The sequence below is a fragment of the Herbaspirillum sp. WGmk3 genome, assembly GCF_023952535.1.
GTDB classification, from domain to species: domain Bacteria; phylum Pseudomonadota; class Gammaproteobacteria; order Burkholderiales; family Burkholderiaceae_D; genus Herbaspirillum; species Herbaspirillum huttiense.
Map to the genome: position 1 here is coordinate 577,667 of NZ_JAKYWT010000004.1, position 14,808 is coordinate 592,474.

Below are 14,808 nucleotides of genomic sequence, written 5' to 3' on the forward strand. Positions count from 1 at the left end.
CCTAAAAAGAATTTCTATAAATAATATATACGGTGCAATGACTACTCTGTGGAATCGTCGTATCGGCGTAGCGAGCGCTTCGAGTTCGCGTCGAGAAGCGCAGCCGTACTGGGGTACGGCGAGCATCGCAGACGCGAAATCGGAGCGCGCAGTAGCCGAGACGGCGGTTCAGCCGAAACGGCCGGTTATGTAGTCTTGGGTTTCCTTGCGCACCGGATTCATGAAGATCTGATCGGTCTCGCCAAACTCCACCAGCTCGCCCAGGTACATGTAAGCGGTGTAATCCGAGCAGCGCGCCGCCTGCTGCATGTTGTGGGTCACGATGGCGATGGTGTAGTCGTTCTTGAGTTCACCGATCAGTTCTTCCACCTTGGCCGTCGAAATCGGATCCAGCGCCGACGTCGGTTCATCCAGCAGCAGCACTTCCGGCTTCACGGCTACGCCGCGTGCGATACACAGACGCTGTTGCTGACCACCGGAGAGCGACAGGCCGCTCTTGTGCAGCTTGTCCTTCACTTCACCCCACAGCGCCGCCTTGTTGAGCGCCCATTCGACGCGCTCATCCATCTCGCCCTTGGGCAGGTTTTCATACAGGCGGATACCGAAGGCGATGTTGTCATACACCGACATCGGGAACGGAGTCGGCTTCTGGAACACCATGCCGACCTTGGCGCGCAGCATGTTCAGATCCTGGCCCGGTTCGAGGATGTTGTTGCCGGCATAGATGATCTTGCCCTCGGCGCGCTGGCCGGGATACAGGTCATACATGCGGTTGAAGGTACGCAGCAGCGTCGACTTGCCGCAGCCCGAGGGGCCGATGAAGGCGGTGACCTTGCCTTCATAGATGTTCAGGTTGATGTTCTTCAAACCCTGGAATCCGCCGTAGTAGAAGTTCAGTTGCGAAACTTCCAGCGTGGTCTTCTGGACCGCAGCGGCGTTGAGAGGTGCGGTCGAAGCGTGGCTTGCCATTTGATGAGCAGTAGTCATGTCGGTCACTTGGAGAATTAGCCGGGGATTTGTTGTTTGAACAGGGTGCGCGAGAGCACGTTGAGCAGCAGCACGCTGAAGGTGATCAGCAAGGCGCCGCCCCATGCCAGCGAGACCCAGTTGTCATACGGGCTCATGGCGAACTGGTTGATCACCACCGGCAGGTTGGCGATCGGACGGTTCATGTTGGTGCTGAAGAACTGGTTGTTCAGGGCGGTGAACAGCAGCGGCGCGGTCTCACCCGAGATTCGCGCCACGGCCAGCAGCACGCCGGTCACCACGCCCGCCTTGACCGCACGCAGGCGCACGATGATGGCCACCTTCCAGCGCGGGGCACCCAGGGCGAAGGCGGCTTCACGCAGACCGCTCGGCACCAGCTTCAACATGTTGTCGGTGGTACGCACCACCACTGGAATGGCGATCAGCGAAATGGCGAAGGTACCGGCCCAGCCCGAGAAGTGGTTCACGTTGGCCACGTAGATCGCATAGATGAACAGGCCAATCACGATCGACGGTGCCGACAGCATGATGTCGGTAACGAAGCGGGTGACCTGGGCCAGCTTGCTTTCCTCGCCGTATTCGGCGAGATAGACGCCGGCCAGGATGCCGATCGGGGTGCTGATGATGGTGCTGATACCGACCATCAGCAGCGAGCCGACGATGGGGTTCAACAGGCCGCCGCCGGCATCGCCCGGACCGGGGGTGTTTTCGGTCAGCAGACCCAGGTTCAGTGCGGCCACGCCCTTGAAGACCAGGGTCAGCAGGATCCAGGCCAGCACGAACAGGCCCAGGCCCATGGCCAGGAAGGAGAACAGCATGCCCATGCGATGCTGCATCAGGCGACGGCGGTAGACGGGGTTCATGGCTTGCGCCTGGTCGGTGCTTTTCACACCGGCTTGTACGGTCTGGCTCATTATTTGGCTCCTTCCTTGCGGGTCATGCCCATGAGCATGATCTTGGCGGCGGACAGAACGATGAAGGTGATGACGAACAGGATCAGGCCCAGGGCAAACAGCGAGGACACGTGCAGCTTGCTGGAGGCTTCGGCGATTTCATTGGCCAGGGTCGAGGCAATCGAGTTGCCGGCCGAGAACAGCGACCAGGACAGGCGATGCGAGTTGCCGATCACGAAGGTGACCGCCATGGTCTCGCCCAGCGCACGGCCCAGGCCCAGCATCACGCCACCGACCACACCGGTCTTGGTGTAGGGCAGCACCACCTTGCGCACCACTTCCCAGCGGGTGCAGCCGAGACCGTAGGCCGATTCCTTCAGCACTGCGGGCACGACTTCAAACACGTCGCGCATCACCGAAGAGATGAAGGGGATGATCATCACCGACAGGATCAGGCCGGCGGTCAGGATGCCGATACCCATGGTCGGGCCGGAGAACAGCACGCCGATGCCGGGGATCTGGCCCAGGGTCGCCTTCAGGAAGGGCTGGCCGTATTCGGAGAAGAGCGGTGCGAACACGAACAGGCCCCACATGCCGTAGATGATGGAGGGCACGCCCGCCAGCAGTTCCACACAGGTGCCCAGCGGACGGCGCAGCTTGGCCGGGCAGATTTCGGTCAGGAACAGGGCGATGCCGAAGCTGACCGGGAAGGCGATCAGCAAGGCGATGATCGAGGTCGACAGCGTGCCGACGATGGCGATCATGGCGCCGAATTCGTTATTGGTCGGATCCCATTCGACGCGCGTGATGAAGCCCGGGCCGAAGGCCTGGAACGCCGGTGCGGCACCGATGATGAGGGAAACGATGATCCCGCCCAGCATCAGCAGCACGGACAGGGCGAAGATCAGGGTGATCTTGTGGAAAAAGAAATCCTGCAGACGCTGGCGGCGCATGACGGCCATCAACTTCTCGCGCGCAGCTTGCGCACTTTCAGTCTCTGTCGGGGATTTTTTGACTTCGGTATTCGACATTGCCGTGGTGGAATAATTAGCGCTCATTTGAATTCACCATTAAAACGGGCCATCGCCGCGAATGCTCTGTGCTCCAGAGTTGCTCGTTTTCGCTGCGATGACCCGAATGCTCCGTAGGGGAGAGGCTGCTATGACCGGATGTTCATGGCATCCGGCCGGACTGGGCTTGGCTTACCAGAGCGCCTTGCCGCTGCTGTCCTTGACGTTGCTCTTCCAGGAATCTTCCACCAGCTTGGTGACCGAATCCGGCAGGGGCACGTAGTCCAGTTCAGCAGCAACCTTGCCGCCGTTCTTGTAGGCCCAGTCGAAGAACTTCAGGACTTCCTTGCCCTTGGCGCCATCGCCAGCCTGTTCCTTGTGCAGCAGGATGAAGGTGGCGCTGGAGATCGGCCACGATTCCTTGCCGGCTGCGTCGGTGAAGTCCACTGCGAAGCCAGGGGTCTTGGCCCAGTCGCCAGCGGCGGTGGCAGCCTTGAAGGTGGAATCGTCCGGGGAGACGAAGTTGCCATCCTTGTTCTTCAGCTGGGTGTAGTTCAGCTTGTTCTTCTTGACGTAGGCGTACTCGACGTAGCCGATTGCGCCCTTGACCTTCTGCACGTTGGCGGCAACGCCTTCGTTACCCTTGCCACCCACGCCGGTGGGCCACTTGACGGCAGTACCGGCACCGATCTTGCTCTTGAAGTCGGCGTTGGCCTTGGACAGGTAGGAGGTGAAGACGTAGGAAGTGCCCGATGCGTCCGAACGGTAGACGACGGTGATGTCTTCATTCGGCAGCTTCACGCCCGGGTTCAGGGCGGTGATCTCCGGTGCGTTCCACTTGGTGATCTTGCCGGCATAGATGTCGCCCAGCACCTGGCCCGACAGCTTGATCTGGCCGGGGGTCACGCCGTCCAGGTTGACCACGGGAACCACGCCACCGACGACGGCGGGGAACTGGGTCAGGCCGGCTTCAGCCAGTTCGCTTTGCGGCAGCGGAGCATCCGAAGCGCCGAAATCGACGGTCTTGGCCTTGATCTGCTTGATGCCACCGCCCGAACCGATGGACTGGTAGTTCAGGCTGTTGCCGGTGGCGGCCTTGTACAGCTCAGCCCACTTGGCGTAGACCGGGTACGGGAAGGAGGCGCCAGCGCCGGTGATTTCTGCTGCATGCGCGGCACCGCTGAAAGCGAAAGCGCCAGCCACTGCGATTGCAACAGACTTGATCAGATGGTTAAAACCCATTTCTGCTACTCCTATGATTTTGAAGAGAGGACGGTCACCGAGAAACATCACGTCGGGAGGGATGACTTTCGAGACAGGGCGAACTTTAACCAGCTAATGTGACGAGTTTATGACCCGAACTTGTCATTCAGTCCAGATCGCACGGGCCTCCGCGCCGCGCTGCAACACTCCCTGCCCGGCACCCGGCAACCGACCGAAAACCCGCATGCCGCGCGCGGTGCGGCTTTCCTGACAGTTTGATGTCATGGCCCGTGGCGGGTGATGTCACGGGTTGCCTGCAGACAAATATGATTTTGTCATCATATAGAGATCGATTTATACTGAAGCAAATGTGACAAAGTGGCCAAGGCGTTGTCATAAACTCGTCATACCTCCTAAATACACTGCCCGCTCTAAGTGGATGGACAGGGACCATTGATGACCAGAAAAGCAAAGCCGGAGAGCAGTACCCAACCTGAACTTCCCGCCAGTACGATTTACCTCAACCGTGAACTGTCGCAACTGGCCTTCAACCGCCGCGTGCTGGCCCAAGCCGAAGACGACAGCGTGCCGCTGCTGGAGCGCCTGCGCTATTTGTGCATTTGCAGCAGCAATCTCGATGAATTTTTCGAAGTGCGCATCGCCAGCCTGCTGGCCAACCGCATCGAGGGCGAGAACATCGACCCGCCCGAACTGCGCGCCGCGCTCGAACGCACCAGCGCCGAGTGCCACCGCATCGTCACGCGCCAATATGAACTCCTGAACGAAGAGATCCTGCCGCAGCTGGCCGCCAACGGCATCCACCTGCTGCGCCATGACGACCGCAACGAAGCCCAGCGCGCCTGGGTGAAGCAATATTTCGAGCAGCACGTGCGGCCGCTGCTGACGCCCATCGGGCTGGATCCGGCCCACCCCTTCCCGCAGGTGCACAACAAGAGCCTCAATTTCATCATCGAGCTCTCCGGCAAGGATGCCTTCGGACGCGGCACGGCCATCGTCATCGTCAAGGCACCGCGCGTACTGCCGCGCGTGATCAAGCTGCCGGACCACCTGTCGGCCAAGGGGCAATCCTCGTTCTGCCTGCTGTCTTCGGTGATCCATGCGCATATCGCGGACCTGTTCCCGGGCCGCGACATCACGGCCTATTCGCAATTCCGCGTTACCCGCAACAGCGACCTGTGGGTCGATGAAGAAGAGGTCAAGAACCTGCGCCAGGCGCTGGAGACCGAATTGCAGAGCCGCCAGTTCGGCGTGGCGGTGCGCCTGGAAGTGGCGGCCAATTGCCCGGAACACCTGGCGCAGTTCCTGCTGAACCAGTTCAACATCGAGCGCAATCGTCTGTACGCCGTGCAGGGTCCGGTGAACATGGTGCGCCTGGGCGAGATCGTCAATCTGGTGAACCAGCCGGAGTTGCGCTTCCCGCCCTTCTCGCCCACGCTGCCGCCGCAGCTGGCCAACGAAAACATCTTCGCCGCGCTGGACAAGAAGGACGTGCTGCTGCACCACCCCTTCCAGTCCTTCCAGCCGGTGGTCGATTTCATCCGCACCGCCGCCCACGATCCGCGCGTGCTGGCCATCAAGCAGACCATTTACCGCACCGGCATGAACTCGGACCTGATGGAGGCCCTGATCTACGCCGCCCAGCATGGCAAGGAAGTGACGGTGATCGTGGAGCTGATGGCGCGCTTCGATGAAGAAGCCAACATCAACTGGGCCGTCAAGCTGGAGCAGGCCGGCGCGCAAGTGGTCTACGGCGTGGTCGGCCTGAAGACGCACGCCAAGCTGGCCCTGGTGATCCGTCGTGACGACGACCAGAACCTGCGCTTCTATGCGCACCTGGGCACCGGCAACTACCACCCCAATACCACCAAGTTCTATACCGACTTTGGCCTGCTGACCTCCAACCAGGAGCTGACCGCCGAAGTCAACGAAGTCTTCATCCACCTCACCAGCCTGACCAAACCGCGCAATCTCACGCACCTGTGGCTGGCCCCGTTCTCGCTGCAGAAGGAAATCATTCGCGCCATCCGCAACGAAGGGCAGATCGCCCGCGAAGGCCGGCCGGCGCGCATCATCGCCAAGATGAATGCGCTGCTGGATGAATCGGTGATCCGCGCGCTTTATGCGGCCTCGGCCGACGGCGTCAAGATCGACCTGATCGTGCGCGGTGCGTGCGCGCTGCGGCCCGGCGTGCCGGGGCTGTCGGAGAACATCAAGGTGCGCTCCATCATCGGCCGCTACCTGGAACACTCACGCATCTATTACTTCCGCAACGACCTCAAGCACGACGTCTACCTGGCCAGCGCCGACTGGATGAACCGCAACCTGTTCCGCCGCATCGAGGTCGGCTTCCCGGTGCTGGACAAGGCACTCAAGAAGCGCGTGATGAACGAGGGCCTGAATCCCTACCTGAAGGACAACACCAACGCCTGGCACCTCGACGTCAATGGTGTCTATACCCTCAAGAAAGCGCGCAGCAAGCAGCAGTCCTTCAACGCCCAGCAGCATCTGATGACCACGCTGGGCATCCCGGCCACGCCGCCGGAAGAGCCTGTGTAATGCCGCGCATGGCGGCCTGCTGATTTCCTCAAGGAGCTGAGATGGACCTGATTCTGTGGCGTCATGCCGAGGCTGAACTGGGCGAACCCGACGAGGGCCGCGCCCTGACCCCGAAGGGGCACAAGCAGGCGGCCAAGATGGCCGAATGGCTGGACCGCAACCTGCCCGAGAGCTGCCGCATCCTGGTCAGCCCGGCCACGCGCACGCTGCAAACAGTGGAAGCCTTGAAGCGCAAGTACAAGGTGGTGGCCGACCTGGCCCCCAACATGAGCGCCGACGACCTGCTGCGCGCGGCCAACTGGCCCGACAGCCGCGAGCCGGTGCTGATCGTGGGCCACCAGCCGACGCTGGGCCAGGTGGCGGCACGCCTGATCTCGGGGCAGCCGCAGGAATGGTCGCTGCGCAAAGGCAACGTGTGGTGGATCGCCCAGCGCGACCGGGGCGACGTGACCACCAATTACCTCAAGGCCGTGGTCGCCCCGGAATTGCTGAACAGCCCGGGCAAGCATCCGCCGCGCTGATCCCCGTACGGGAGGGGTGGATCGCCCCCTTTTGCGTGAAAAGTGAATGAAAAAATCGCCGCACCCTGCGCAAGCGGGCTGCGGCGATTCTTCATGGAGCGGGGTGAAGTTTCTGGCAAAAACGCCAGATCGTCCGGAGCGGAGGAGATCAGAAGATCAGGAAATCAGAAGGTCTCCCAGTCGCCATCATCCCCCGCCGGCAGACGCGAGGCGGGCTTGGCACTGGCGGCGGCTGCCGGCAAGGCCGGGCGCTTCAGTGCCGGGACCGCCTTGGGTACGGCCGGCTTGGTCGCTGCAACAGGCTTGGCCGGCGTGGCGGCAGCCTTGGGGGCAGGCTGCTGCACGTTGACCTGCGGCCGTAAGCTCACCACATCGCCCTGGCCTACGCGGAAGATCGCCACTTCCTGCATCAATGCCTGCGCCTGCTGCTCCAGCGACTTGGCCGCAGCACTGGCCTGTTCCACCAGGGCGGCATTCTGCTGGGTCGCTTCATCCATCTGCGTGACCGCGCGCGAGACCTGGTCGATACCGGCGCTCTGTTCATTGGAGGCGGCCGAGATCTCGCTCATGATGTCGGTGACGCGCTGCACTGCCTGGATCACGTCGCTCATGGTCTCGCCGGCCTGGCCAACCAGTTCCGAACCGGCCTGCACACGCTCCACCGAGTGCATGATCAGTTCCTTGATTTCCTTGGCGGCACTGGAAGAACGCTGCGCCAGCGCCCGCACTTCGGTGGCCACTACCGCAAAGCCGCGGCCCTGCTCACCGGCACGGGCCGCTTCCACGGCGGCGTTCAAGGCCAGGATGTTGGTCTGGAAGGCGATGCCGTCGATGATGCTGACGATGTCGGTGATGCGCGCCGAACTCTCGCGGATCTCTTCCATGGTCTGCACCACGCGGCCCACCACGGCATTGCCGTCGGCAGCGATGGTAGAGGCGTTGACCGCCAGGGTCGTCGCCTGGCGGGCATTGTCGGCGTTGTGCTTCACGGTACCGGTCAGTTCTTCCATGCTGGAGGCGGTTTCTTCCAGCGAGGCGGCCTGCTGCTCGGTGCGTGCGGACAGGTCCAGGTTGCCGGACGCGATCTCGCGCGTGGCCGTGGCAATCGCATCGCTGCCGCCGCGCACGGCACGCACGGTACGCGAGAGGCTCTCCTGCATGCGGGAAAGACCTTGCAGCAGCTGGCCCATTTCATTCTTCGAATGCACGTGGACCGGCTGCGTCAGGTCGCCATTGGCGATGGCATCGAAGTGGCGCAGCGCACGCTGCATCGGCTCACCGATCGCGCGGCGCAGCGACCACCAGCTGAAGAAGGCCAGCAGCAGGCCACCGATGACGGCGGCAATCGAGAACATGCGCGAGGCTTGGTAGCGCGCGTTGGTGGCAGCCAGGCTTTCTGCGGCCTGCTCGGTCTCGTACTTGTTGAGTGCCTGGCCATCGAGCTGCATGGCGCTGTAGGCCTGGCCCACCTTGCGTGCCTGATCGGCGATGGCCTGGCGATCCTGGGACTTGATGGCGGCCGTGAACTTGTCCAGCGCGACCTGGGTATTGGCAATGCCTTCGGAGACCTTCTTCACCAGCGCCCTGCCCTCGTCCGTCTGCGGCAGAGCCGTGTACTTGTCCCACCATTGCAGGGCTTCCTTGCGGGCATTGGCTTCCATGACGAACATGCGCTCGGTCCAGGCCGCATCCAGGCTCATGGCGGCCTGGTCCAGCGAGGTCCGCTGGCGGCCGATCCAGATCAGGGTGTTGTCGGCGGCCACCGTCTTGGGAATGCGTTCTTCGGAAAGCTGGCGGTTGATGCTCACGGCGGCCGACATGCCCAGCAGGCCCGACAGGCCGAGCGCAAGCAGCAGGAGGGACAGGACAAGGACGGCAATGGCGAGTTGCGCCTTGATCGAGAGGTTCTTGATGGACATGGACTGATTCCGGTGGATGAAGGGAAAGGGCCGCACTGCAATCCCCGGGGCCGCGTGCTGCACACTCTGCGCAATCGGCGTGGTCGTCGTCCGGCCTGTGTGGCCGCTGCTGCGACGCCGCGCTCTCCCCCCGGGTGCGCAGGTGACCGCCCTCCCCTTGCCGGGGCAATCCGCCTGCAACATTTGATATAGCTTTACGGCAACTTCGCAATTATCTTGAATTCTCACGCAGCGTGCTTGCCCGCCCCTGAAAAATAAAAACGCCGCCACCTTGACGGGTGGCGGCGCTTGCACACCAACTTGATTTTCAGTTGACTAATGCTTAACCAGAATTACAAGTTCTTGCAACAGCGCATCCGATCAGAATTCCTCGAAATCATCATCACGCGCGGCCGTCGCCGGCTTGCCTTTGGACGCACCGGAGGCAGGCGGCAAGCTGGCCGCGGCTGGCTTCCTGGCGGCAGCCACCGCGGGCGGCGGATTGATCGTGCGCACCGCTGCCGGGCTGTTCATCACCGGCGCGGCGGACTGCTTGTGCGCGGGATGTTGAGGCTGTGACTGAGGCCGCGCCTGCGCCGCCGTCTTCAGCTTGAACACGGCCACGGCACGGGCCAGCACATCGGATTGCTCCTGCAGGCTTTCGGCAGCGGCGGCGGCCTGCTCGACCAGTGCCGCATTCTGCTGGGTGATCTCGTCGATCTGCGCGATGGCATTGTTGACCTCGGCGATACCGGCGCTCTGCTCCTGGCTGGCGGCCGTGATCTCGCCCATGATGTCAGCCACGTGCTTCACCGACGCCACGATCTCGCTCATGGTGGCCCCGGCCTCATCGACCAGCTTGCCGCCGGCATCGACCTTGTCCACCGAATCGCTGATGAGCTCCTTGATTTCCTTGGCGGCCGCCGCGCTGCGCTGGGCCAGCGCGCGCACTTCCGAGGCGACCACCGCAAACCCGCGTCCCTGCTCGCCCGCGCGGGCCGCTTCCACTGCCGCGTTGAGCGCGAGGATATTGGTCTGGAAAGCAATGCCATCGATCACGCCGATGATGTCGACGATCTTGCCCGAGCTCTCCTTGATCGAACCCATGGTGGCGACCACGTCGCCGACCACACGCCCGCCCTTGGTGGCGTAATCCGAAGCTGACAACACCAGCTGGTTGGCCTGCTGCGCGTTGGCGGCGTTCTGCTGCACGGTGGAGGTCAGCTGTTCCATCGAGCTGGCGGTTTCTTCCAGGCTGGAGGCCTGCGATTCAGTGCGGTTGGAGAGATCGACGTTGCCGCGCGCGATTTCATGCGAGGCCACGGCGATGACGGCGGCGCTTTCCTTGACCTCGTTGAGCGTGGTCGCCAGATTGCCCTGCATGGCATCGAGGGCGTTGACCAGATGTGCGGCTTCATCGCGCCCCTGGTCGTGGAAGTCGTGGGTGAGATCGCCACGGGAAATCGTTTCCGCAATACTGCCGGCGCGCTTGAGCGGATTGACGATGGAGCGCGTGATGATGAAGGTGAAGAAGAAGCCCAGGCCCAGCGTCAGCACGCCCATGGCCAGCATGCCGATCTGCGCCTTGCGGTAGCTGTCCTTGGCGTCAGCGTGGGCCTGCTTCATGTCCTCCTGCTGGAACGCCGCCAGCGCCGCCACGCTGGCCATCCACTTCTCATGCGCAGGGAGAAAATCGCTCTTGAGCTGTTGGGCTGCATCGAAGTAATTGTTGCTGGCCACCTGCTGGCGGATCTGCTCCACCAGCGGGAACAGCTTCTTGCTCTCGCCGCTGGTGGCTGCCAGCAAATCCTTGCCACGGCCATCGGCGGACAACCCTGTGATCTGCTTCTCGAAGCCGGCATAGGCTTTCAGGATCTCGCCCAGGTGTGCGTCCTCGGCCTTGCCCTCGGCGGCATCGGTGGGCGTGACCACCTTGCGCAGCGCCAGGGCCAGCTGGCTGCCGGCCTCGCGCATGTTCATGGCGCTGGTCATGGCGGCGACCTTCTGGTCGATCACGTATTCACTGCTGGCTTCCAGCTCGGCCATGCGCCACAGGCCGATCAGCAGGATGGCGGTGGCCAGCAGCAGAATGAGGCAGAAGCCGAATGCCAGGCGGCTGCCGATCTTGAGATGTTGAATCATGGCGTGTCTCTTCCTGATAACGCGAACGTCGACGGTGATGCAATTGCGCGCACGGTGAACCAGCACCCTGCGAGTTGCTCTTTTTACTGCGTATTGTTGCGCTCGCGGTGGAGCATGATTCATGCCCGGCCCGCCATCTTGCCCCGGCAAGGCCCGCCCGTAGCGGCTCTCAGGCCCACGCGACCGGTCTGCGGCGTGCCGCCGGTGTGGATTCTTGGTTTTTTGTAATCGGTATTACAAGCGGCGCACGCGGGCGTGGCGCATCTTAGAAGAGGGGTACGCGGGCATGCCAATGCTTTGTCGGCATGCCCTCATGTGCGTCTTGCATAGTTATCAAAAGATGAAGAACTGAACGGCTGCGCAAGGCTGCCGTTGCCGGGTCAGCGGATCTCTCGCACCGGCTTGATGGCCGCAGCCTTGCCGGGCGCACTGCGGTGCGCCAGGTGCAGGTGCTGCAGGAACTGCTGGGTGGCCGATTCCCAGGAGCGGGTGGCCGCGTGGGCGCGCACCGCCTCATGGTCGAGCTTCATGGCCTGCAGGCAGGCTTGCTTGAGGTCCTGGCGCAATACGCCGGACACGCCGTTGTCGACCACGTCGATCGGACCTTCCACCGGATAGGCCGCGACCGGAATGCCGCAGGCCATGGCCTCCAGCAGCACCAGGCCGAAGGTATCGGTCTTGCTTGGGAAGACGAACACATCAGCGCAGTTGTAATACGCCGGCAGCTCATCGTGGCCCTTGGCCCCCAGGAAGCGCACTTCCGGATAGCGCGCGCTCAGGTCTTCCAGTTGCGGGCCATCGCCCACGACCCACTTGGTGCCGGGCAGGTCCAGCTTGAGGAAGGCTTCGATATTCTTTTCCACCGCCACGCGGCCCACGTAGAGGAACAGTGGACGTTCGATGCAGGCATGGTCTTCCACCGCCGGGCGGAAGTGATTGGTATCCACTCCGCGCCCCCACAGTACGACGTTGCGGAAGCCCTCCTCTTCCAGCGCCGTCTTCATCGCGGGAGTGGGCACCATGATCGCTTCGGAGCGGCCATGGAACCAGCGCAGCAGGCGATAGGTGATCGCCTTGGGCAGCAGCTTGCGCGCAGCCAGGTATTCCGGGAAACGGGTGTGATACGCCGTGGTGAAACTGAGCTTGTGGCGCACGCAATAACGGCGCGCCGCCAGCCCCATCGGTCCTTCGGTGGCGATGTGGATGCAATCGGGCTGGAAGGCTTCGAGCGCCGCCACGATGCGGGCATAGGGCTTGTAGGCCAGGCGGATTTCAGGATAGGTCGGACAGGCGAAGGTGCGGAAGTCGCGCGGCGACAGCAGCAGCACTTCGTGACCGAGACCGCGCAGGCAACGCACGGTGGAGCGCAAGGTGTTGACGACGCCGTTGACTTGCGGCTCTCCGGCGTCGCTGATGATGGCAATGCGCATAAACTATATAAACAATATAAACGATATGATTCGCGAGGAACCCGCTGCCTCAGGCGGTGGCGAGTTCGCGGGCGGCCTGGCGCGCTTCCTTGCCCGCGCGCTTGAGTTGCATGATTTCCTGCCAGGTCACCAGGCGCAGTTCACCGTTCGGATCTTCCACCAGCGCCGACAGGCTCTCGACCCAGTCGCCGTCGTTGCAGTAGACGACACCGCCGATGTCGCGGATCTCGGGCTTGTGGATGTGACCGCAGATGACGCCATCCAGACCCTTCTTCTTGGCCTCGTCGGCGAGCGCGTCTTCGAAGGAGGTGATGTAGTTCACCGCATTCTTGACCTTGGATTTCAGGTACTGAGAGAGCGACCAGTACGGCAATCCGGCACGGGCGCGCCAGCTGTTGAACCACTGGTTGAACTTGAGGATCATGGTGTAGAGGCTGTCGCCCACGTAGGCCAGCCACTTGGCGCAGGCGATCACGCCATCGAAGCGGTCGCCGTGCAGTACCAGCATGCGCTTGCCCTCGGCGGTCACGTGCACCAGCTCGTCGCGGATCTTGATGCCGCCGAAATCGAGGTCGATGAACTGGCGGATCACTTCATCGTGATTGCCGGGAACGAAGATGACGTTGGTGCCCTTCTTGGCTTTCTTGAGCACGGTCTGCACCACGTTGTTGTGGGACTGGTCCCAGTACCAGCGACGCTTGAGTTGCCAGCCGTCGATGATGTCGCCGACCAGGTAGAGCGTTTCGGATTCGGTGGCGCGCAGGAACTCCAGCAGGCGTTCGGCCTGGCAGCCGGTGGTGCCCAGGTGGATATCGGAAATCCAGATGGTGCGGAAGCGCAGCGGATCGCGCCTGGCTTCCTCGTCACCGGCATCGTGGTCGGGACCCAGGTCGGCGAACAGCCCCTGGGCTTTTTCCATGAACTGTTCGCGTGGCTTCATGCGGTCCTCGAATCCTTGAGGTAGTGGCGGGCATAGCGGCTGTCGAGCTTGGAAAGCGGCAGCAGCAGGAAGAAATCGGCCGAGTGGAAATCAGGATCCCAGGCCGGTTCGCCGCACACCCACGCACCGCTGCGCAGGTAGCCGCGCAGCAGCGGCGGGATCTGCGGATCGACGCCGGCCTGGCGGTCTTCCAGCGGGAAGGGCAGGAGCGGCGTGACGCGGTAGTCCGGCGGCGCCAGGTTCTTTTCGCGGAAGGCGTGGTAAAGCGCGGCGGCGTTGTGGCCGCCATCGGCCAGGCTCACGCTGGCGCAGCCCATCAGGTATTCGCAGCGTTCCTTGCGCATGTAGGCGGCCAGGCCGGCCCACAGCATCATGATGACGCCGCCGCTGCGGTAGTCCGGGTGGATGCAGGCGCGGCCGGCTTCGGCGATGACGCCGCGGATGTTGTCCAGGCGCGAGAGGTCGAATTCCTGTTCCGAGTAGAACTTGCCCATGCGGCGCGCACCGTGGGGGCTCAGCACGCGATAGGTGCCGACCACGGAGAGGGTCTTGCTGTCGCGCACGATCAGGTGATCGCAGTAGTCGTCGAACTCATCCTTGTCCAGGCCTTCGGGGTTGGCCAGGGCCGACAGGTTCATCGCTTCGATGAAGACCTTGTAGCGCAGGCGCTGAACTTCGCGCACTTCTTCCGGGGTGCTGGCCAGGCTCAGGTTCAGCTTGGCAAAACTCGGATTGGCATCGGCAGGAATGGTAAGCAGTCTCATGCATTGTCCTTTGTGGTGATGTTTGAAAGAGACCGTGGAAGATGTCAGCCAGGTCAACCAGACAACATAAGCGACCTCACCTGAACTGCTTCCCGCGTCCCCTTCAGAATTGCGGCTGCCTCAAATGAAATCGAAGAATTGATCGATTAATTTCGAGAAACAGCCGATGTCCCCGGGATAACGCTGCACAGACTAACCAGCGAATGTTTCACGCACATGACCTTTGCGGGCGTTTTGGCAGTGCAGCAACAACCAGCGGCCCAGCGTTACAATGGCGTGACAAAGCGGCGTCCGGAGACCTCCCTGCGGGGAGCAGACGCATGCGCGAGGGCAAGGAAAACGGGTGCAGGGGCGAGATCGGCACCCGTGGAATCTTTCGATGCGCAGTTCATCGAAACCAGGGATTGATGACCGTCATCGGACACCGTGCGCGACAGCGCCGG

11 protein-coding genes are annotated in these 14,808 nt (G+C 62.4%); 2 read left to right on the forward strand and 9 right to left on the reverse strand.

The features are described 5' to 3' along the window. Positions 1–168: 168 nt before the first annotated feature. From pstB to pstS, 4 genes are all read right to left on the reverse strand, one after another. Positions 169–969, reverse strand: coding sequence for a phosphate ABC transporter ATP-binding protein PstB (gene pstB / locus MKD49_RS18200; protein ID WP_204725603.1), 801 nt, complete (start codon positions 967–969; stop codon positions 169–171). Between the two features lie 35 nt (positions 970–1,004). Continuing rightward, positions 1,005–1,901, reverse strand: coding sequence for a phosphate ABC transporter permease PstA (gene pstA / locus MKD49_RS18205; RefSeq protein WP_039788929.1), 897 nt, complete (start codon positions 1,899–1,901; stop codon positions 1,005–1,007). Further along, a complete protein-coding gene (pstC, locus tag MKD49_RS18210; RefSeq protein WP_121037939.1) occupies positions 1,901–2,911 on the reverse strand; it encodes a phosphate ABC transporter permease subunit PstC in 1,011 nt (336 codons plus the stop codon). Before pstC ends, pstA begins: the two co-directional genes overlap by 1 nt. A 171-nt stretch (positions 2,912–3,082) precedes the next feature. Further along, a complete protein-coding gene (gene pstS / locus MKD49_RS18215) occupies positions 3,083–4,132 on the reverse strand; it encodes a phosphate ABC transporter substrate-binding protein PstS (RefSeq protein WP_134134616.1) in 1,050 nt (349 codons plus the stop codon). 417 nt (positions 4,133–4,549) lie between these two features. Between pstS and ppk1 the strand changes: the two genes are divergently transcribed. Next, positions 4,550–6,670, forward strand: a complete 2,121-nt coding sequence (gene ppk1, locus MKD49_RS18220; RefSeq protein ID WP_034332662.1) for a polyphosphate kinase 1 — start codon at positions 4,550–4,552, stop codon at positions 6,668–6,670. A 41-nt stretch (positions 6,671–6,711) separates the two neighbouring features. After that, positions 6,712–7,191, forward strand: a complete 480-nt coding sequence (sixA, locus tag MKD49_RS18225) for a phosphohistidine phosphatase SixA (RefSeq protein ID WP_039788936.1) — start codon at positions 6,712–6,714, stop codon at positions 7,189–7,191. A gap of 164 nt (positions 7,192–7,355) precedes the next feature. Here the strand turns inward: sixA and MKD49_RS18230 are convergent, their stop codons facing one another. The 5 genes from MKD49_RS18230 to MKD49_RS18250 form a co-directional block, all read right to left on the reverse strand. After that, a complete protein-coding gene (locus MKD49_RS18230; RefSeq protein ID WP_121037933.1) occupies positions 7,356–9,110 on the reverse strand; it encodes a methyl-accepting chemotaxis protein in 1,755 nt (584 codons plus the stop codon). Between the two features lie 360 nt (positions 9,111–9,470). After that, positions 9,471–11,231, reverse strand: coding sequence for a methyl-accepting chemotaxis protein (locus tag MKD49_RS18235; RefSeq protein WP_252697007.1), 1,761 nt, complete (start codon positions 11,229–11,231; stop codon positions 9,471–9,473). Positions 11,232–11,611: 380 nt separating this feature from the next. Beyond that, a complete protein-coding gene (locus MKD49_RS18240) occupies positions 11,612–12,661 on the reverse strand; it encodes a glycosyltransferase family 1 protein (protein WP_121037928.1) in 1,050 nt (349 codons plus the stop codon). Positions 12,662–12,710: 49 nt separating this feature from the next. Further along, complete coding sequence (locus MKD49_RS18245) at positions 12,711–13,601, reverse strand: UDP-2,3-diacylglucosamine diphosphatase (protein WP_034332653.1); 891 nt, start codon at positions 13,599–13,601, stop codon at positions 12,711–12,713. Beyond that, positions 13,598–14,365, reverse strand: a complete 768-nt coding sequence (locus MKD49_RS18250) for a GNAT family N-acetyltransferase (protein ID WP_039788946.1) — start codon at positions 14,363–14,365, stop codon at positions 13,598–13,600. Before MKD49_RS18250 ends, MKD49_RS18245 begins: the two co-directional genes overlap by 4 nt. Positions 14,366–14,808 lie beyond the last annotated feature (443 nt).

What these genes read in the sequence shown, in the direction of transcription:
- pstB (WP_204725603.1), bottom strand. Translation starts at nt 969, where the DNA reads ATGGCAAGCCACGCTTCGACCGCACCTCTCAACGCCGCTGCGGTCCAG.
- MKD49_RS18230 (WP_121037933.1), bottom strand. Translation starts at nt 9,110, where the DNA reads ATGTCCATCAAGAACCTCTCGATCAAGGCGCAACTCGCCATTGCCGTC.
- sixA (WP_039788936.1), top strand. Translation starts at nt 6,712, where the DNA reads ATGGACCTGATTCTGTGGCGTCATGCCGAGGCTGAACTGGGCGAACCC.
- pstC (WP_121037939.1), bottom strand. Translation starts at nt 2,911, where the DNA reads ATGTCGAATACCGAAGTCAAAAAATCCCCGACAGAGACTGAAAGTGCG.
- MKD49_RS18250 (WP_039788946.1), bottom strand. Translation starts at nt 14,365, where the DNA reads ATGAGACTGCTTACCATTCCTGCCGATGCCAATCCGAGTTTTGCCAAG.
- pstA (WP_039788929.1), bottom strand. Translation starts at nt 1,901, where the DNA reads ATGAGCCAGACCGTACAAGCCGGTGTGAAAAGCACCGACCAGGCGCAA.
- pstS (WP_134134616.1), bottom strand. Translation starts at nt 4,132, where the DNA reads ATGGGTTTTAACCATCTGATCAAGTCTGTTGCAATCGCAGTGGCTGGC.
- ppk1 (WP_034332662.1), top strand. Translation starts at nt 4,550, where the DNA reads ATGACCAGAAAAGCAAAGCCGGAGAGCAGTACCCAACCTGAACTTCCC.
- MKD49_RS18245 (WP_034332653.1), bottom strand. Translation starts at nt 13,601, where the DNA reads ATGAAGCCACGCGAACAGTTCATGGAAAAAGCCCAGGGGCTGTTCGCC.
- MKD49_RS18240 (WP_121037928.1), bottom strand. Translation starts at nt 12,661, where the DNA reads ATGCGCATTGCCATCATCAGCGACGCCGGAGAGCCGCAAGTCAACGGC.
- MKD49_RS18235 (WP_252697007.1), bottom strand. Translation starts at nt 11,231, where the DNA reads ATGATTCAACATCTCAAGATCGGCAGCCGCCTGGCATTCGGCTTCTGC.